The organism is Evansella vedderi, assembly GCF_030813435.1.
Classification (GTDB): domain Bacteria; phylum Bacillota; class Bacilli; order Bacillales; family Salisediminibacteriaceae; genus Evansella; species Evansella vedderi.
In genome coordinates, this window is record NZ_JAUSUG010000017.1 from 113,505 (window position 1) to 133,335 (window position 19,831).

Annotated in this window: 19 protein-coding genes; 8 read left to right on the forward strand and 11 right to left on the reverse strand. The window is 37.0% G+C overall.

Going from position 1 to position 19,831, the window contains the following annotated elements:
- Positions 1 to 140: 140 nt before the first annotated feature.
- Positions 141 to 857 (reverse strand): class I SAM-dependent methyltransferase, encoded by a 717-nt coding sequence (locus J2S74_RS19380; protein ID WP_307328850.1) that lies wholly within the window; start codon positions 855 to 857, stop codon positions 141 to 143.
- A 122-nt stretch (positions 858 to 979) separates the two neighbouring features.
- Between J2S74_RS19380 and J2S74_RS19385 the strand changes: the two genes are divergently transcribed.
- The 3 genes from J2S74_RS19385 (at position 980) to J2S74_RS19395 (ending at position 2,885) form a co-directional block, all read left to right on the forward strand.
- A complete protein-coding gene (locus J2S74_RS19385; RefSeq protein ID WP_307328853.1) occupies positions 980 to 1,237 on the forward strand; it encodes a hypothetical protein in 258 nt (85 codons plus the stop codon).
- Positions 1,238 to 1,448: 211 nt separating this feature from the next.
- Complete coding sequence (locus J2S74_RS19390) at positions 1,449 to 2,105, forward strand: hypothetical protein (RefSeq protein WP_307328854.1); 657 nt, start codon at positions 1,449 to 1,451, stop codon at positions 2,103 to 2,105.
- Between the two features lie 177 nt (positions 2,106 to 2,282).
- The gene (locus J2S74_RS19395; protein ID WP_307328857.1) at positions 2,283 to 2,885 is read left to right on the forward strand and encodes a TetR/AcrR family transcriptional regulator; all 603 of its coding nucleotides are present in this window, start codon (positions 2,283 to 2,285) and stop codon (positions 2,883 to 2,885) included.
- 47 nt (positions 2,886 to 2,932) lie between these two features.
- Here J2S74_RS19395 and J2S74_RS19400 read toward each other — a convergent pair whose 3' ends face one another.
- Both J2S74_RS19400 and J2S74_RS19405 read right to left on the reverse strand, forming a co-directional pair.
- Positions 2,933 to 3,145 (reverse strand): hypothetical protein, encoded by a 213-nt coding sequence (locus tag J2S74_RS19400; RefSeq protein ID WP_307328860.1) that lies wholly within the window; start codon positions 3,143 to 3,145, stop codon positions 2,933 to 2,935.
- 258 nt (positions 3,146 to 3,403) lie between these two features.
- Positions 3,404 to 4,120, reverse strand: a complete 717-nt coding sequence (locus J2S74_RS19405; RefSeq protein ID WP_307328863.1) for a Crp/Fnr family transcriptional regulator — start codon at positions 4,118 to 4,120, stop codon at positions 3,404 to 3,406.
- Between the two features lie 343 nt (positions 4,121 to 4,463).
- On the opposite strand from J2S74_RS19405, the gene J2S74_RS19410 reads away from it, so the two are divergent.
- A complete protein-coding gene (locus tag J2S74_RS19410) occupies positions 4,464 to 5,087 on the forward strand; it encodes a pyroglutamyl-peptidase I (RefSeq protein ID WP_307328865.1) in 624 nt (207 codons plus the stop codon).
- Positions 5,088 to 5,367: 280 nt separating this feature from the next.
- Positions 5,368 to 6,249, forward strand: coding sequence for a phosphatase PAP2 family protein (locus J2S74_RS19415; protein ID WP_307328869.1), 882 nt, complete (start codon positions 5,368 to 5,370; stop codon positions 6,247 to 6,249).
- 49 nt (positions 6,250 to 6,298) lie between these two features.
- Here the strand turns inward: J2S74_RS19415 and J2S74_RS19420 are convergent, their stop codons facing one another.
- The 3 genes from J2S74_RS19420 to J2S74_RS19430 form a co-directional block, all read right to left on the reverse strand.
- Positions 6,299 to 7,222 (reverse strand): DMT family transporter, encoded by a 924-nt coding sequence (locus J2S74_RS19420; protein ID WP_307328871.1) that lies wholly within the window; start codon positions 7,220 to 7,222, stop codon positions 6,299 to 6,301.
- A 33-nt stretch (positions 7,223 to 7,255) separates the two neighbouring features.
- Positions 7,256 to 8,989 carry a B12-binding domain-containing radical SAM protein gene (locus J2S74_RS19425; protein WP_307328874.1) on the reverse strand — a complete coding sequence of 578 codons (1,734 nt, stop codon included), beginning with the start codon at positions 8,987 to 8,989 and terminating at the stop codon, positions 7,256 to 7,258.
- A gap of 103 nt (positions 8,990 to 9,092) precedes the next feature.
- Complete coding sequence (locus J2S74_RS19430; protein ID WP_307328877.1) at positions 9,093 to 9,680, reverse strand: GNAT family N-acetyltransferase; 588 nt, start codon at positions 9,678 to 9,680, stop codon at positions 9,093 to 9,095.
- Between the two features lie 419 nt (positions 9,681 to 10,099).
- Between J2S74_RS19430 and J2S74_RS19435 the strand changes: the two genes are divergently transcribed.
- Complete coding sequence (locus J2S74_RS19435; protein ID WP_307328880.1) at positions 10,100 to 10,735, forward strand: hypothetical protein; 636 nt, start codon at positions 10,100 to 10,102, stop codon at positions 10,733 to 10,735.
- Between the two features lie 172 nt (positions 10,736 to 10,907).
- On the opposite strand, the gene J2S74_RS19440 is transcribed toward J2S74_RS19435, so the two are convergent.
- Together J2S74_RS19440 and J2S74_RS19445 are read right to left on the reverse strand one after the other, a co-directional pair.
- Positions 10,908 to 11,687 carry a hypothetical protein gene (locus tag J2S74_RS19440; RefSeq protein ID WP_307328883.1) on the reverse strand — a complete coding sequence of 260 codons (780 nt, stop codon included), beginning with the start codon at positions 11,685 to 11,687 and terminating at the stop codon, positions 10,908 to 10,910.
- Between the two features lie 106 nt (positions 11,688 to 11,793).
- Positions 11,794 to 12,960: a KamA family radical SAM protein gene (locus tag J2S74_RS19445; RefSeq protein ID WP_307328886.1), complete on the reverse strand. Its 1,167-nt coding sequence runs from the start codon at positions 12,958 to 12,960 to the stop codon at positions 11,794 to 11,796.
- A 298-nt stretch (positions 12,961 to 13,258) separates the two neighbouring features.
- On the opposite strand from J2S74_RS19445, the gene J2S74_RS19450 reads away from it, so the two are divergent.
- On the forward strand, positions 13,259 to 14,659 hold the full coding sequence (locus J2S74_RS19450) for an aspartate aminotransferase family protein (RefSeq protein WP_307328888.1): 1,401 nt from the start codon (positions 13,259 to 13,261) through the stop codon (positions 14,657 to 14,659).
- 13 nt (positions 14,660 to 14,672) lie between these two features.
- Positions 14,673 to 15,527, forward strand: coding sequence for a MurR/RpiR family transcriptional regulator (locus J2S74_RS19455; RefSeq protein WP_307328891.1), 855 nt, complete (start codon positions 14,673 to 14,675; stop codon positions 15,525 to 15,527).
- Between the two features lie 159 nt (positions 15,528 to 15,686).
- Here J2S74_RS19455 and J2S74_RS19460 read toward each other — a convergent pair whose 3' ends face one another.
- The 3 genes from J2S74_RS19460 to J2S74_RS19470 form a co-directional block, all read right to left on the reverse strand.
- Entirely contained in the window at positions 15,687 to 17,651 is a 1,965-nt protein-coding gene (locus J2S74_RS19460) for a TRAP transporter permease (protein ID WP_307328893.1), read from the reverse strand.
- A gap of 264 nt (positions 17,652 to 17,915) precedes the next feature.
- Positions 17,916 to 18,113: a hypothetical protein gene (locus J2S74_RS19465; protein WP_307328895.1), complete on the reverse strand. Its 198-nt coding sequence runs from the start codon at positions 18,111 to 18,113 to the stop codon at positions 17,916 to 17,918.
- A 4-nt stretch (positions 18,114 to 18,117) separates the two neighbouring features.
- Positions 18,118 to 19,188 (reverse strand): TAXI family TRAP transporter solute-binding subunit, encoded by a 1,071-nt coding sequence (locus J2S74_RS19470; protein WP_307328898.1) that lies wholly within the window; start codon positions 19,186 to 19,188, stop codon positions 18,118 to 18,120.
- Positions 19,189 to 19,831: the final 643 nt, after the last annotated feature.

The window sequence follows — 19,831 nt, forward strand, 5'->3', positions numbered from 1 at the left end:
CAAAAGTATTATTCATAGTAAGAAATCCGAACAAACTAGATGTAGGTGCAATTTACCCGCTTCGGAAATATACTTCCCTAAGGTGATGAATTGTTCGTATTTCCGCTTAAACACTTTAGTTATGTCCCAGCCTCCATATCTTATTTTTTCATACAAATGAAATAAGTGTAATCGAAATAAGCTAAATAGTTTTCTAGGAAATACTCATGTTTTTTTAATGTTTCAACATGTGAATGATCTAATCCTTCATCAATGACTAACTCAGGAAATTCTTCATTTTCTTCACCGTTCACTTCAAAGCTGTTTATAATATTTTTTACAGAAAACCCAGTTTCAGAAAGGATATGTTTCCATTCCTTTTCTGTTAAAACGGAAGAAAAACCATAAAAATCTTTATATTCATTGAATTGTTTAGTTTCCATCCCTTCTAAATAAATGGGTTCTAACAAATACAGAAATCCGTCCTCTTTCAGCAGTTTATAAATTGTTTTTAATGAATCAGAAATATTAGTAAAGGATAAAACCGATTCAGAAATGGCTGCATCAAAATTATTTTCTAGTAATGGGTATGAATTTAAATCACCGTTGATCCAGGTAATCGATGATTTATCCTTATGCCTATTTTTTGCCTTTTCAATCATTTTTGGGTGCGGGTCAATGGCCGTTACATCTGATTGAAAATCTTCCGTCATTTTCCTCGCCGTATCCCCTATACCGCAACCAATTTCTAAAATAGTACTGTTATCCTTTATTGGGTATTTGGAAAAGACATAGTCTGACATTTTCCTTCCTCCGGGGCGTGCTGCAGTCACACCATACGCTGCTAGCATATCCATGTAAGCATTGTTTTTGTTCACAGTATCCCTCCTATCCATAACACTATATGCGAGATGAATTTTTTTGTAGTAGGACAGTTGTCCATACCATTTTGACAGTAATTAATACACTAGTTATGAAAGAACAAAGGGAGGTATGTATAATGTCGACGACGGCTTATTATTATGACCTTTGCTGTAAGCATAAAGGTCGTGTTGTAAGAATTACCGATCGTACTGGAAGAGTATATACTGGAAAAATCATGCATGTAGATCGTACCCATGTTTGGTTAGAGCCTACACACCCAGCAGGAGGCTATGGCTTCGGTTGGGGTTGGGGCTGGGGCTGGGGAGGCCCTTGGATTCCAGTTGCTTTAGCCGGTATTGGCGGCTTCGCATTAGGTGCAGCCCTATTTTGGTAGAATAAACGGGGAACTACTTGCGATGATAGGACCAATTCCACTAATATGGAGTTGGTCTTCTTTTATTCTAAAGTTCGACATTATTACACCCTTTTCAATAATTAACAAATAATGATAAAATAAACTATCAGTTTGGATTGAGTTTATATCAAAAAGAAATATGTATAGGAAAGAAAGTGCAAAAAAGATTAATTAAAGGGGCTTTTACAATATGAAAAAGGTATTATTCGCAGTTGTTTATACTGGATTAATGCTGTTAGTTGCTTGTAACAATGGAGATGTTGTCAGCGAGGCAGAATTACTAGAGGATACAGATGATTTACACACGTTAATTGAAACGAATGAATTTCTCGTTCAACAGCTTGCTAAAGTTAGAGAGGAAAATGAACAATTAAAGAATGACTTAAATTCGCTGCAAGAGGAGAATGATTTGTTAATAGACGATATTTTAACAGTCAAGCAGCAAATCAATGAATTAGAAGATCTGCAGGAAGAGAAAATGGTTATTAGAAATGAATTAGACATAATGGCAAAAGAAATATTTCAAGCAATGAACGTGAAAAATCATACAAAACTTAATCAATTAGTCGCAAGTAATGTTACCGTAAACAGTGTGGCGGCAACACTAGAAATAGGTGAATCTGAAACAGATGATATGACATATACTTTTCATTATATCAACTTAGATTCCATAAACTACATAAGACAAGCGGATTTTCACTATAACCGAGAGCAGGAAATTTTCACTGCTAAATACGAATTAACCTCTACAGGAAGTAAGGATTCCTATTTTGAAGGAGAAGTCATTCTAACCTTTTCCAGAAATAGTAATTGGAAGTTGTCATCCATAAGGTACAATCGACAATGAAATAAAAAAGGAACAGAGGGTGTCTCAATGTTGAGACACCCTCAAAATATTTGAATAGTATCAATGAACATTTGATGACATTATGTAAAAGTGTGTAAAATTTCATTGTTTACTACTAAACGAAACGATAAAATGAATCTAAATAGTTTAGTATCCGAAGATAAGGTGGGGTGCCTTGTGGAACACAGTGAAGATATGTTTGTTTCCACCGAAGACCGTATATTATGTGCTGCCATTGATTTAATGGAACAAAAGGGATTTAAAGCAGTAACTACGAAGGAAATAGCTGCTGAATCGGGATTTAGTGAAATGACGTTGTTTCGTCATTTTGGGACGAAAAAAAAGCTACTTGAAATAGCTGTTGAACGTTATTCGTATATTAAAGACATGAAGGAAATTCTATTAACAAATGTTACCTATGATTTAGAGAGAGATTTACAAATGGTCAGTGAAACATATCATAAATATATGGAAGAAAATCAAAAGATTGTTTTGCTTGCTTTCCAAGAAAGGAATACTATTCCAAATATTGGTGAGAAAACGGCAACCAATCCAAGGATACTAAAGGAATATCTTATTGACTATATGAAAGAAATGCAGGTACGTAAGAAAGTTGTTAATGGGGATCCAGAGATTATTGTAATGAATTTCCTGTGGTTAAACCTAGGGTTTTTTATAGCTAAATTTATAGTAGGGAATAATGTTGCACAAATAAAAAAAGAAGATTTTATTAGAGAAAGTGTAAAGATATTTGTCAGGGGAATTCAACGAGTGAAATAGTGGTTTATAAGAGTGCCGAAGATGAGGTCTCCGGCACTCTTATTATTTTACATTAAAAGTGCCTGTACCATAAGGTATAAAACATATGGTATTGCTGCAGCGAAGAAAAATGTAGTAAACCTTTTTAAAAAATAGTCAAGTGCGTTCACAACTTGATCCGTTGTAGGTAAAGATGATTCAGAATCAGATTTATGTAAAACGGGAGCATTATTTTGCTGTACTTTATTTAATAATGGGGAATACGAGATTGTGGCCTTCATTTGTTTTCCTCCTCTAATAAATTAGAATGGCTTGTCCACTTTGTAAAGCCTATGGTGTTAAGAGAGGATTTATTCCAAAAAAATTAGATGCTTTAAATAATAAGTTTTTAAGGAACGCAATTAAGCAGGAGGGAGGGTCAAACGCGTTCGTGGTAGCTGAGTCACCAAAATAAAAAAGCCTACTATAAGCGGTTTTCACTCATAGCAGGTTTCCGTCGAATTTACAATTGTCATTTAAATGAGGAACAATAACTTCGATTAAATAGTGCATTCCGTTGCTGGGCAGTGCTTACAACGGAGGTGCTCCTTTAAATAATCAATATTGTGAATGGTAATATATTTTGTATTTACAGAGATGATATTATTTTTAATTAGCCGCTTTAATATTCTATTGATACTCTCCCGTGTGGCACCAATATAATTGGCTAACTCCTGGTTTGTTATTTTTCGGTTTATTAACAGGCCTGTACTTATTTCCTTTCCATATTCATTGCTCAAGCGGATAAGGATGGAATAAACAGCCCCTTCTTTTCCGCAAAAAATTAAATCCCTAAATTGAGAAAGAATAGTATGATTTTCAGTGGAAAGAGATTTCATAAAGCATACGGCAAGTTCATTATTTTTCAATAAAAGTTCTTCAACATCTTTACGATTGTATCGATGAAGTATGGTATCTTGAACTATTTCTGCATTGAAATGATAATTTATTGCATTATAAAGACTAAGTTCCCCAATAATATCATGCCTTTTTTTTATCTGCAGGAAAAAAACTTTTCCCTCAGCTGATGTTTTAGTTAAGCGGACTTTCCCCATTTCAATTAAAAATATATGGTCTGCCTTATCACCTTCGTAAAATAAAACACTCCCCTTTTTTAGCTGAATCTCACTCCCGTAAGACTCAAATAATGTTTTTGTTTGTTTTGTAAGCTGTTCATACAAGCTTAAAGGATGAACAGTGTTTCTTGCTTCAATCATTGTGCTCCCCCCTCAAGTGAAAGCTATGTAAAAGTAATGTTTAGTCCCCACTTTACATACTTTTACTTATTTCATATCTTCAGAATAGCATAGGAAGATAATCAACTGACCTCTTAAAATAGAACAATTTGTAAACATTTTGTAAGAAGTAGTATAAAAGCTGTATTTATATAATTAATTACATAACTCTTTTTATTGCTTAACTATTTTTTTATCTTGTAATTAAGTTATAGCAGTCGAATACATGTCTAGCTTCGGGCACCTTACGCTTTTCTTTACTTCCTTGAAAAATTCCTATAAAAAGGTGAAAATAAGAAGGAATGATCAAAAGGGGGAATAAAGATTGAAGAAAAAAATACTATTAAGCGGATTTGAAGCCTTTGGTGGTTTATCTACTAATCCAACGATGGATATTATTGCAAGGACTAGAGATTGGGAGCTGCCAAACGTGGAATTGCATACGATCATTCTCCCAGTCGTTTATGATGAGTGTGCTGACTTATTAATTAAGGAAATAGATAAGCATAACCCTGACGTTGTCATCTCTTTGGGAGTAGCTGTCGGGAGAGCTGCCATAACTCCGGAGCGTATCGGGATTAACATACAGGACACTGCTGGGGAAGGGAAGTCAGGAGATAATCGTGGATTTCATCCAAAGGACAAGCCAATTGACGAAACGGGGCCAGTCGGATTATTTTCTACACTGCCTATTAGAAAAATAACAGAAGATTTATTAGAGAAAGGAATCCCTGCTCAAATTTCCAATTCTGCTGGAACGTATATCTGTAACAATACATTGTATAGCATTTTACATTATATTAAGAGAAATGAGTTATCTATTAAGGCAGGGTTTATCCATGTTCCTGCATCTCCTGAAATGGTGACCAATAAACCACAGCTTCCAAGTATGTCCATTGAATTGCAGACAGAGGCTGTCAAAACAATTATTGAATCTATTGTACAATAAGAATTATTACTTTATCACAGCATCTTGGAGAGTGGATGCTGAAGCAATTTATTTAATATGGAAAATAGATGGGGAGGGTTTAAAGGTTTTGATTAGCGACTACGCTACGACGGACACCTTTTAAACTTCCCCATTATTTTGCGTTGACAAATGATGAAAATTCATAGAACTTAAGAGGCATTTTGAGGTTATTAAAAAAGCTATACAAGTTTTAGTAGAAAACGCGTATAATGTAATGGGGTTACATGTGGACAAAGTGTTACAGAAAGGAGAGAGTTTTTTGAGAGAATTAGAAGTTGAGATTCTGAGATTCTTTACGGGACTACAACAGCCAGTATTGGATTTATTTGCATGGATATTAACATTTTTAGGAGATGAAACCTTTTATTTTATCATTATTCCTTTTGTTTATTGGTGCATTTCCAAGCCTTTTGGCATCCGGCTCTTATACGTATTCTTAATCTCTGTATACATAAATGCTTCGTTAAAAGCACTAACAGCGGTAACTCGACCAGTCGGCATTGAAGGGTTAAATATTAATGCCTTATATGTACAATCTGCGGAGGTTGGTACCCACTTTCCACATGATAGTTTTCCAAGCGGTCATGCCCAAGGCTCAGCAACGTTATGGGGATTTATTGCATATAAATTAAACCGTCCAAAAGTGTGGATTGCAGCGGGAATTCTAGTCTTCCTTATTTCCATAGCAAGACTTTATACAGGTGTCCATTGGCCAACAGATCTCATTGTTGGAGTTTTAATTGCAGCAGTAATTATCGCTATTTACCATGTGATGGAAAAGAGGATCACTGCACTATCGGAAAAAACAAGACTTGTCTTAGCTGTTTTAGTCCCAGTTTTAATGGTTATTCTTTTCACAGATTCAGAAGGTTTCAGTTATGGTGGATTTTTATTAGGAGCTGGAATTGGCTTCTTTTTAGAAAAATGGTATGTAGGAATGGTTATTCCTAGTCGTTGGTCGAAAAGAATCATTGCCTATGTTATTGGGGTTATTGGAATTTTTGCCTTACAAACAGGATTAAAGGTGCTGTTCCCTGAAGGGGAAGTATTCGATGGATTGCGCTACTTTATTATTGGTTTATTTGGAATTTGGATCGCCCCAATACTTTTCGTTAAACTAGGATTGTATAAAAAACAATAATAATAAAGAAAAGCCTTCACCACCATTCGAAAGGTAGTTGAAGGCTTCTTCAAGCTTTCTTTCGGAGTTTCTCCCTTTCTGGAAGATTAATCTTTGTTTTTCCATTTGTCTTTAGATTCATAAACACCACACCCGATAGGATACTGATGATACCTATAATTTGCCAAAAATGAAGAAGGTCCTGAAAAACAAATACCCCGATTAATGCTGCCACAACCGGTTCTACTGTAGCAACAATGGAAGCTTTACTTGATTCCACAAAGTGGAGACCTCTGGTATAAAGCAAATAGGCTAACACAGTAGGAATGAGACCCAAACCAAGGCTTAATAATAGGGCATCTATACTCCACCACTCCATAGCTTTTCCCATTAAACCACTGGTAGGAACTAGTGCTAGTGACGCAAATAGAAAGGTATACGTAGTAATAGTTAAAGAAGAATAGTTGGAAAGTGCTGCTTTTCCAAAAATACTATACAGAGCATATCCAAATCCTGAGCCAATCCCCACTAAAATTCCATATGTTGAAAATTGTCCGGTGTTAACAGGAAATAGACCAATAACCAGTACACAACCAATAAATGTTGCTATAAGTGCAACAATTTTTTGTGGTGTAAAGAGTTCTTTGAAGATGATCCTTGACATTATGGCTACAAAGGCGGGACCAGTATATAAGAGTACCGCGGCAATAGATAAATTCATTTCTTGAATGGCTGTAAAATACGCCCAATTGAAAAAAACAATACTGCATATTCCTGTACCTAGAAAATAAGGTACATGTTTCCACTTCATAGAAAGTGCGGACCGTTTTACAAGAGCCACATAGAGAAATAATGCGAGAAAAGCAATGGAGACTCTCAATGTAACTACTTCTATTGGGGAAAAGCCTAATCCGTAAAGCGCTTGAACAAATAGTCCTATCGTTCCCCATAATGCTGCCCCAAATAGTATGATCATTAAAGCAACTTTATTCATGTACAGTCCCCCAATACTTTTCCGCATCATACATTAGTTATTTATTACTTTAGGTATATTTAATGTATAGATTTCTTTTTCTGCCTTAGGATGGTAATGAACGATAAATAGGAAGCTTCCATTCACCACTTTATTATCTTCTATCCATTGGAAAGGATCAAATGGCAAGACTTCCATAATCATATGCTTTTGCATATTCTTCTCATCCATATTTATGTTTAAGTGAGAAAGTAATTCCTGATTATTCCACTTATTAGCCTTCTCCGCCAATTGCCCGTCTTTCCACCACTTTTTACGAGGCTTTTGAGTATAATGGAGTAAATAGTCCATTTTCATAAAGCCCTCAATCAAATCCATCTTCTCTACTTTTTCATACTCTAAAAATATTTTTAGGCGTAAAAACAAATCTTCGAACTGGTGACCAATTTTACCCCATCCATTGTTATCCCAAACATCACCGAACTTTTGGAAAAAATCAAAAGGGGTCTCGAAAATATGATCAATTAAATAGTTGACGGTGTGATCTAATCGATGGTCATTCCAATATTTTTCCAAAATATCCTCCGCCCGTTTGATTCGACTAAGCTCAGCAAAGCTAATCACATTATTGGATAGAATCTCATAAGGAGCATGGTCCATATATTGGTAGTTAAACTGTTCTGCCATGGCACGCATGCCTGTGCCGCGAAGCATTTTCAAGAAGCCTAATTGAAGCTCCTCCGGTCTTAATGCAAACACATCGTTAAAGGTCTTCTTAAAGGAGTCATAGTTTTCCTCTGGAAGGCCAGCAATTAAATCAAGGTGCTGGTCGATCTTTCCACCTTCCTTCACAAGGGTGACGGTTCTAGCTAGTTTCTTGAAATTTTGTCTTCGTTTTACTAAATCATTAGTGTTATCGTTCGTAGATTGAACCCCGATTTCAAACCGGAAGATCCCTTTAGGGGCATTTTTGTTTAAAAACTCTAGGACTTCAGGACGCATAATGTCGGCTGTAATTTCAAATTGAAATTGACAACCACCGTGATTATCAATGAGAAATTGGAATATTTCTAGGGCGTAATCACGTTTAATGTTAAAGGTACGGTCAATGAATTTAACCATTTTTGCACCATTCTTTATGAGATAAAGGAGGTCGGATTTCACCTTCTCAATATCGTAATAGCGTACTCCAACTTCAATGGAAGAGAGGCAAAACTGACATTGAAATGGGCAGCCACGGCTTGTCTCAAAATAAACGATACGATTTCCTAAAGAATCGAGATCCTCAGGAAAACGGTATGGAGTTGGAATATTCAGTATATCTAGGTTTGCCCGTGAAGGAGTTAAAGTTACTTTTTCTCCGTTACGATAGGCTAATCCTGCAATATTTTCATAATTTTCTTCGGATTCTATTTGATGAAGAAGTTGTTTAAAGGTTTCTTCTCCTTCACCACGGACGATAAAATCAACCTCGGGAACACGTTCCATCCACTCTCTTGTATCGTAAGAAACCTCTGGACCTCCTAAAACAATCTTTGTGTTAGGGAGAACTTTTTTCACCATTTTCACAACTCTAATGGTCTTTTCTATATTCCATATATAACAGCTGAAGCCTAATACATCAGGCTTTTTCCCGAACAAATCCGTAACCACATTTAAATCAGGATCCTTAATAGTAAACTCCATCATTTCTACTTGGAATTCTGGAGCGGAATATGCTTTTAATAATCGCAAGGCAAGACAGGTATGAATGTATTTAGCATTTAAAGTAGTAACAATGATGTTCATGTTTAATTTCATCCTCCACTATACAGATATCAACGTTAATCATATCACATTTTGTTAGAACGAATAAATGTGAGAAATACTCCTTAATATGGAAGAAAAATCTTTATTGGAAAAGGTGAAACCCCATACGAATGAGATCTTCGTATTTTTGCTCATTATGTTTCACGGCGTTTACAAAGTTTCCTTCTTTTATGAAACCTAGTTTTTCATATAATGCAATAGCATTTTTATTTGACTCTAGTACTTCAAGTTCTATTTTTTCATAGGTTCTATTTTTCTTAGCCCAGCTTAATGCGGTAGTCATTAATTTTTTTCCTATACCAAGTGAACGATACTCTTTCTTAATGACGATTCCTAAATTTCCCCTGTGCATCGTTTTTATTAAATACTCTGGTTCTAATGTGAGGATTCCGATGAGAGTCCTATTATGTTCTGCAAGGAGAGCAAGGGTTTGCGGGTGATTAAGATACATATCGTTCTTTCTCATTTGATCTTCGATTGTCATGTTGAAATCACGGAGAGTCATAATTAACCCTTTTTCTTCTTCTAATACTTCCTTTGTAAGCTGGTGCATCCCATAGCCGTCGCTACTATTTGCCGTACGAATGACAAAGGTATCATTCGATTTCGTTTTAAATTGAATGGGATTAATAATGCCCAATTTATCCACCCCTTGAATCCACTTTTTCATAAGGTATGTGTAAACCTAAAGATAAGTGCCTTTTTTTCCTAGGCAGAATAGAGGAGCAGAGGAAGAGACAGCCCTTGGTTTTCAGTATTTAAAGTTCCTGTCACTTCCTTTACGAGTATTACTTCGTAGCGAATCCGTCGAGACAACTCGTAGTTAACTCTAGAAGTAATGCTCCTGCGCCACTTCGTTTGCTCGTCGCTGGAGTCGCCGCCTTCCCCTTCTCTAAACTTCTTAAAATACTGATCAATTAACCTAGGTAAAAATGGGTTAATTCATTATATTGGTTAGCGGTATGAGTGCATTTAGGCATGTACCTGTCACGGCTTTTGTAATAGGGAAATGTCACAATTTAATGTCTTACTCATACTATGAATGGAGTAATTTCTAATGTTTATAAGTAAGGAGAGAGGGGAAATAGAATGAGCTGTAATTGTAATAAGCCAAAAGGTAAATATGTACCTACACAAGAACATTTTGGACTTGGAATGATGCCCCATGGGCAACAGCCAATGTCACCGGGATTTGCACCATCTGGGTATTTTGGTCAACCGATGCAAGGGTTGCAAGCTCCTCAAGGGCATATGGGTCATCCATCGCCTCAAGGATACCCACAAATGATGGGACCAGGATATGGAGGGTTCCCAGGAGCAGCACCGGGCTATCCAATGCCTTCATCAGCGGGAATACCGCAATATGGAACAATGGGTCCTGGTCCTAGCGGTATACCTCATCAAGGGCATTTAGGTCAGGTACCAGGAGGAATGCCATATCAAGGGGAATTTGGAGATGTTCAACAAGGAGCCCCATCCTATCAAATGCCACACCATGGTGCAGGAATACCTGCTGAGGAAATTTCTCAGCACGGGCCAAGTGCAACACAACATACAGGTACACAACATACAGGTACACAGCAGCAGCATGACATGATGCATGGGTCTATGCCGCAACATGGAATGTTTCCTGGAGGGACGGCTTTCGGAACACCCCATCAACAATATCCAGGTTCAGCACCGACACCATATGGATATATGCCGGTAGATGATGAAGATTTTTAAGGTATTGAAATTACATTAAAGTAAAGAGGCTAGGACATTCCTAAAGTGTTTAATCGGAAATACAAACAATAAACTACGTTAGCGAAGTTTATTTCCGAAGCGGGTAGATTGCACCTACATCTAGTTTGTTCGATTTCTTATTAGTAAAAATACTTTTGTCCCAGCCTCTTTACTAATTTATAGGAATAATTAAGTTAAACTGCCAATCTGGTAAGTTAACATTCGTACGATGGATGGAAAACAGTGCAGGAAAAGATATGTTTTGCGCATACTCTAACTCAACGAGTATCTCATCGGCATTTCCTTCATCTATAATCCTAGAATATAAAGGATAAACTTCTTGACCATCTTTCATTTGTGTAAATTCATAAGAGACTTTACGCTTCTCCACATCAGGGTGTTGGTCAAACATTCTAAATCGAATTATATTCCCATTAACATTCACATCCCTTAAACTTATATCTCCAATATTTATTTGATCCAGGTCACTATCCTTCATGTGAAAGGGATAGCCATCTACAAAAGTGTAAGGGGTTAGGTAAAAAGGTAATATAATGCTTTTTCCTTCAAAATCCAATACGGGTTCAAAAAGTAGTTCCAATAACAAACTATTTCTCCCTAGATCCATCTCATTATTGGAAATATTTAATGCTTCATAGGAGATGAGTTTGTACGGTACTTCATTTTCATCAAAAGCGAAACGGGGCCATTTAAACTTATAATCTGAAACGGTAATTTCCCTCTCATCACTATGGGAGACTATTAACTGAATAGAATAGCCAGTTTCATGGAGAATAATTTCATCAAATTCAATGGATAGTGGAGGTTTTTCGATTATAGTCTGGATTGGAAAGGAGGGACTTATTTCTGTTTCTCTTGTAAAAGCTCCATCAGTACAGGAAATTTGAGTAGTTAAAATTATTATTAGAAAAATAAAAGCTAAATTTTTCACTACTAATTCCCCTCTATCGTAAATATTATCTACCCTCTATTTTACCGAAAGTTTAAAAAATCCCCAACCTAAGGTTGGGGGTTTTTTTAAATTAATGAAGAGTTTATTATGATTTTACTGTTTTTGCTTCTTTGATTTTCTCATTTGCACCAACAAAGGTTTCTAATTTTTTCTTTGGTGGAGTCCAATATTGCTCGTTACCTGGGAGATCATCGAACCAAGCAGCATCCTTTGGACAATCTAGAACCATAAATTTACCATATTCATTGTCACGGGATTGGTGATACTTCAGGTAAGCTTTACCATTATCAATAGCAAGGATCTCAATTTTACCAGATGTATGACTCATAGATAGACGAACGCGTTTTCCTAGACCAGAAGTTTTGGCTTTAGCTGCTTCAACTGCATTATAGGCTTCTTCTAGAGTTAAAACGAAGTCATTGTTCCCTGCCACTGGTCGGTTAATGAAGAAGTAGTAAGGAGTCACTCCAGCCCAAGATAATTTATCTAGTAATTCAGCTAGTACTTCAGGATCATCATTAATACCTTTTAGTACAGGAGTTTGGTTAACAACAATCGCTCCAGCATTATGCAATGCATCAAACCCTTTTTTAGCCTCTTCAGTGATCTCCACAGGATGGTTAATATGAGCCATCACATAAATACGTTGTTCTGGTGTTGAGTATTCTTTAATTAAATCTAGTAATTCTTGATCCTCGTAAATACGCATCGGGTTAAAAACAGGCATTTTTGAACCGAGACGAATAATTTTAACGTGTGGAATCTCACGAAGCTGCTCGATAATTAAACGTAGCTTTTTCGTTGCTAGAATGAGTGAATCTCCACCAGTTAACAAAACGTTGTTAATTTCTGGATGGTTTTTAATATATTCAATTCCTGGTTGTACATCAGCCATCGCTTCTTTTATGTCGTTTCTAAATAAACGTTTACGGAAGCAGTAGCGGCAATACGCTCCACAAACCTCAGATACGATTAGTAAAGCCGTTGTATCATATTTATGCTGACAACCTGGAGCAGCATAGTTAGTGTCTTCATCGGAAGCATCCCAGCGACCATATTCCTCTAATTCACCTTCATTAGGTATGATGAGTTTTTTTATCGGGTCGTTCGGATTATTCCAATCAATGAGGTTTAAGTAATAATCATTTACACGGAAAACAAATTTTTCAGTGATTTTCTTTAACTTCTCACGCTCTTCTGCTGGAATCTGCTCAATTTTGTCGATATTCATAATGTATTTTGGTTGCGCCATCCCGTATCATCCTCCATTGTATAGTTTTATAGACTCTTAGCTTTAAGTATGGTCTATAGCCGCTTCTTCCATTATATAAAATCCGTTAAATTAGGTCAAAAACGGAGTAAAACTTCTATTTTATTAAACTTATGAAAGAATTCCTTCAAATTTCTTTCGTTTTTTTAAACTTAGATAAAGTTATAAAAAGATTAAAAATTCCACATGAAACCCCTTCACAACCAAGCTTTTATATCATAAAATGAAATAAATCCTTCATAAAAATGGAGGTAAGAAGGAAAGGGGAATTGAATTAAAAATGGCCACAAGAAAAGTGGATCTTCCGTTTATTCAATATGGGTCAAAAACGAAAAGATCGTATGAGGAAATGAAAAAAGCAGCACAATATTTACCTGGGGGAGTTACAGCAAACATTAAACACTTTGCACCTTATCCTATTGTTATGGAGAGAGCAAAAGGTGCTTATCTTGAAGATGTAGACGGGAATCAATATATCGATTATTTAATGGGCTATGGTGCCCTAGCCTTAGGACATGGTCACAGTGATATTGCAAAGGCTGTCTCTGATCAAATGAGTCGTAATGGAACTTTTCTATTTGGAACGCCCCATCCTTTAGAGGTTACCTTTGCCAAAAAAATCCAATCCCACTATCCTTCCATGGAAAAAATGAGATATACCAATTCGGGTACGGAGGCAACTTTACTAGCTATACGTCTCGCTTGTGCATATACAAAACGAAAAAAAATTGCTAAATTTGAAGGTCACTATCATGGAGGATATAACGAAGTACTATATAGCATAAATCCACCACTTTCAGAAGCAGGAAAGGAAGAAGAACCCGAGGCAGTTCCTGAATCCTCAGGTTTAGAGCCGTTTGCAGATGTAAAACCGTTGATGCTTCCATTTAACAATACCAAGGCTGCAGAAAAATTAATAAAAAAACATTCCCATGAGCTTGCGGCAGTAATCATTGAACCAGTACAAGGTGGCTTTATTCCAGCAGAACAATCTTTTATAGATTCATTAAGAAGAGTCACTAAACAATACGGGATTGTCCTTATTTTTGACGAAGTAAAAACAGGATTTCGAACCTCCCTAGGTGGAGCTCAACAGCTTTATAATGTGGTGCCTGATATTACCACACTAGGAAAAGTTATAGGGGGGGGATTTCCTATCGGTGTTGTTGGTGGAAAAGAGGAAATCATGAAAATTAGCCAACCAAAAGCATCTGGGGACGTGTTTGATGCAGGCCAAGGGAAGCATTCTTCCGCAAAGGATATTCTTTTCCACAGCGGTACGTATAACGGACATCCAACTATACTTGCAGCTGGATTAGCTACAATTGAAAGACTGGAGAAGGACTTTGATCGCATTTTGTCGTATACTAATACTTTGAAGAGAAATATTGAATATTTGGGAAAAAAAGCAAATGTTCCTTTAAAGGCTATCGGTTTAGGGACAATTTTCAGTGTAGTCTGTACAAAGGAAAATAGCATTAGACATTACCGCGACCTTCAAGAAACTAACCTTGGCCTTCGAAAACAATTAGATTTCCATTTACTAAACGAAGGGATCTATACAAAACCATTAAACCGCTACAGTATTTCTTCAGCACATGGAGAGAGGGAATTAGAAAAGACGGTGAAAGCGTATGAGAGAGTCTTAAATAATAGGTTGGAAGGGGATGGAATGTCTTAAAGGGGGAAACATCTTGTTAGAAAGTGAAGTTTATAAAAGAATGATTGAGAATCGAGAGCGGATGAGTAAATCCCATAAAAAAATTGCTAACTATCTCATAGAAAATCATGAAACCGCTCCATTTTTAACGGCATCGAAATTAGCAAAAAACGTGGAGGTAGGGGAAGCAACTGTTATACGATTTGCTTTTTTCCTCAATTACAAGGGTTATCCCGATTTACAACGTCATTTACAGGAAGCACTTCAAAGGAAAATGACATCTGCTGAAGTGTTAGCTAGAACAACAGATGAAAATGAACGAACAGAGCATGTTATTTCTGAGGTGTTGTCAGATGATATTCAGAATTTAAAGATGACCCTAAATCAAGTAGATCCTATAACTTTCGAAAAGGCAGTACAGCAAATAATTAACGCTAAACGAATATATATAATTGCCTATCGTAGTGCAACAAGCATAGGAGGATTTTTAGAATTTTATCTAGACCTTGTCTTACAAAATACGGAACTTATTAGGCAAGCTGACGGAGTTTCTGAACATCTGTTAGATATTTCTGAAGAGGATTTAGTAATAGGTCTTGGGTTTAGTCGATATACGAAAAGAACAGTAGAAGTTTTAAAATTTGTTAAACACCAGGGAGCAAGAACACTCGTTATAACGGATCACCTAATGAGCCCACTAGTACCTTACGGGGATTTAAACATCATTGCTTCAACAGAAATAAATTCATTCATTGATTCCTTTTCAGCACCTATGAGCATTGCAAGTGCCCTAATAACAGCTCTAACAAGATCGGAGCATAAAAAGGTGGAGAAACGACTAGAGGAACTAGAGAGACTATGGGAAAAATTCGATGTATTTTATGACTAAAGAGGGGAGTCAAAAGGTTAAAAAGCAACCTTTTGACTCCCCTCGTGAAGTATTTGCGGAGCCGTCGCAATCTTTTAAAAGCCCACTACGAGCGTTTTTCTCGTAGTGAAGTTCCTTTGCGACGAGTAAAGCAAATACCAACATTTTATGAATATTAAATTAAGCCGTCACCACATCATTGTCCTTATCCTTTTTCTTACGGAAGTGTTGCAGAACTCCTACTACAATGATAATAGCTAAACCAGCTAGTTCCACTGGAATGTTTTCTGGGACGATTAGCATTAATCCCCCAGCTAATAAAAGGATACGCTCATACCAATATGGCTTATAAACAAAGTATCCCATCATGGTAGCACTTACGGCAGCCATTCCAATAATTGCTGTTAATAATACTGGAACTAAGGTTAGGAACGTTGCATCCTGTAATAGGAGAACTGGATTATACACAAACACATACGGTATGATAAAGGCTGCTATTGCAAGTTTGAACGCTGTAACACCAGCTCTCATTGGATTTGCCCTGGCTATACCCGATCCGGCGTAAGCCGCCAAACAAACCGGTGGTGTAATGTCTGCCACAATTCCAAAGTAGAAAACAAAGAAGTGGGCAGCTATTGGCTCTATTCCAAATTGAATTAATGCAGGAGCGGCCATCGTTGCTGTTACAACATAGTTTGCAGTAGTTGGTAACCCCATTCCTAGTAAGATACAGGCAATCATTGTGAAGAATAGAAGTAAGAATAAACTGTTACCTGCAAGGCTAATTAATCCTCCAGCAATTTTAGACCCTAAGCCTGTAAATACCACAACCCCCACAATAATACCTGCTGTGGCACAAGCTGCAATTACTGGAAGGGCGACTCTTGCCCCTTGTTCTAATGCATTTATTATATCTTTTGGTCCCATTCTTGTATCTTTTCTAAAGAAGCTTACTGCAAATGCTGTTGCAATTCCTGTTAAAGCAGCAGTAGTTGGTGTCCAGCCATTCACAAGCATATAGATGATAGCTACAAGCGGGAGGAGCAGATCTGCTCGTTTGAACAATCCTTTTAATGAAGGTAATTGATCCTTTGGCTGCCCTTTAATTCCATGCTTCTTTGCTTCAAAATGGGTACCTACAAATACTCCAGTAAAATATAAAAGTGCTGGAATAATCCCGATGATAACAATATCACTATAGGAAACACCAGAAACATACTCCGCCATGATAAATGCGGCTGCCCCCATAATAGGCGGCATAATTTGGCCCCCTGTAGAAGCAGAGGCTTCTGCAGCAGCTGCAAATTCCGGCCTAAACTTAGCTCGTTTCATCATTGGAATAGTAAAGGAACCGGAAGCAACTGTGTTTGCTACAGAACTACCAGTTACTGTCCCTTGCATAGCAGAAGCCACAACAGCAGCTTTTGCCGTACCACCCGTATATCTACCGGTTGCTCCAAATGCTAGGTCATTAAAGTACTGACCGACACCCGTCTTTGTTAACATTACCCCGAAAAATAAAAACAGGAAGATGAAGGTGGATGAAATTTGAATTGGAGTACCAAAAATGGCATCAGATGAGTAGAATAATCTTCTAGATAATCCGGTCCAATCAAATCCACCATGTCCAAAATAAGGGATATTAGTTCCATATAAACCATATAAGATAGCTAATGAAGCAATAACTATAATAGGTATACCTACAGCACGTCGTGTTGCTTCTAAGAGTAAAATAATTCCTATTGTCGCTACAATAATATCAAAGGTGGTAAACCCTAAGATTCTTGCTGGACCCGTTATCCAATCATAGCGGAATAAAATATAGTAGGTAGAACCCATAGCTAGAAAAGCTAAAACTACATCATACCATGGCACACCACTTCTTTTGATACCCCTTTTCCGTGCGGGATACAAAAGGAATATTAAGCCCATTGCAGTACCGAGATGAACAGCTCCTTGAAGTAAAAAAACAAGTGGTCCATTCATAGGCAAGGCACGCCATAAGTGGAAAAGCGTTAGTGAAATGGCTAAGAAAGAAATTACCCATTTCCATTTTCCGGTGTCTTGACGATAAGCTGATTCCTTATCGTATTTTAATAGAAGCTCTCTTTGCTGTTCTTCTGTTAATGTTTCTTTTTCCTTCATTTGTTCACCACCCTAAGATTGAGATAAAAAAGCTTTATGTAAAACAAATCGACGAAAAGGTAGGAGGAAGGTGAATCCTGCACTTTCGTCGATACCTCTGCCTTTCCTCTTAATTATATGACATAGAATAGTGTACCTAAATAAACTATCGTCATTCAATTAAAAGGGAATTACTAGAAAGCGAATTCAAGCTTGGGGTAGAGGCGAATATAGGTAGGTACCTCTCTTTTTACCATAGTTTACTAAAATTCTCAATAATATTGATTATAAACAAATTAAAAAAGTACTTATAAAGTAGTAATGGCACGCTTGCCGCTCGCCAGTTATGGAAAAGCGCCATAACTGGCTTTTAAAGATTACGGCAGCTAAGCTCATTGCATCGAGAGTATACCAAAAGGAACTGCACTTTTGTATACTCTCTTTAAAAAAGGCCGGACCAACTGGTGATCCGGCCTTACTCATTTAATTAATCTAAAATTCCAGCTTCTCTGAAGTATCTTTCAGCACCAGGGTGCATCGGAAGTCCTTCAGATCCAAGAAGAGCATTCTCTTTTGTTAAGTGAGCTCCTTGGCTGTGTGAGATTTGGTCACTATTTTCAAATAGTGCCTTTGTAATTGCATATCCAAGATCTTCATCAATTAAATCAGTAGATCCAACAAGGATTGCATATGCAGTGATTGCTTGAACATCTTCGTCTAAGAAGTCATAAGAATCAGCAGGAATAGTTAAACCTGAGTAACCACTATTCTCTTCAATATAAGCTAATCCTTCAGCTGTAATAGGGATCATTCGGATGTCTCGGGATAAAGCTAACTCCTCAATGCTACCAGCTGGTAAACCAAGAAGCCCAAATGATGCATCTAAGTTACCATCTTGAACACGTCCAGCAGCGTCACCGAACCCTTCTTCAAAGGCATTATAGTCTCCATCTTCAAGACCGTAAGCTTCAAGAATTAATCTTGCAGCCGCTTGTGTACCACTACCAGGAGGTCCAATGTTAACATTTTTTCCTCGTAGATCAGCAATCGTTTCTACTCCAGAATCAGCAGGTGTTACAATTTGCATTACTTCTGGGTAAATATGTCCCATGAAACCAAAGTTATTTACTTCAACACCAGCGAAGTCACCAGCTCCAGTTAAAGCATCTAAGGCAGGAAGGTGAACTGTCATACCAAGGGCAAATTCACCTTGATAAATACTAGAAAGGTTGTCTACAGATGCTCCAGAGGAAACAGCACTTAGGTCAAATCCTTCAAAACCTTCAATGTTGTTATTGATAACTGTAGCCATTTCTCCCCCTAGCGGATAGTATGTACCGCCAGTACTACCAGTTCCAAGCTGAAGGTTTCCGATGTTTACGTCAGTTGCAGTATCTTCGCCTGCCTCTTCGTCTTCCGTTTCATCGTCTTCAACTTCGTCTGTGTCTGGTGCATCACCAGTACCTGGATCCTCGTCAACATCGTCCCCTGCTCCACATGCAGCTAATACGAGCATTGCTGCAAGAAGAAGGGCAAGGATAGAATAAAATTTCTTCATATTTCATCCCCCTAAATTTTAAATTTTATACTAGCACACGTATAAATAGTTGCCAGTACCCTTTTTTATTTAATCAAAAAAAAACAAAGTTGTCAAAAGATTACTGTTGACACTAAAAATCATGTGTACAGGTAATTGTGAAAGGTGTTGATAAATGGCGGTTTTTGTCTAAGGGTGTTCGGGTAACTATTTATTGATCTATGTAATTTAGGTATTTAAATATGAAAAATAAAACGCTTTAAATACATACCGTTTGTATAAAAATGCATTATAGGTGTATAAAGTGGAAGGCGGTATATTAAATTTTACTCACGATATTTTTTCGAGGATTTTGTCAAAATATATTTATATTTTACTATTTTTATATTTGAATGAATTTCACAATTCACTTTTTAAAAAAGCAAACACTCTCAGAATAATAGTTATACCGTTAAAAAATTTGATTTATTAACTTTGATGTTGATTTTCGCTACAGGATGCTCGCTTTCCGCGGGCAACGCTTCAGCCTCCTCGTTCCTGCGGGGTCTTCAGCTGTTGCTTTTCCCGCAGGAGTCTCGCTCCTTTCGCTACAATCAACGATATAATCAACATTGTATATTTATCTAAATTTAAGCTGCAGCTAAAATTGATGAAGATTGTTTTT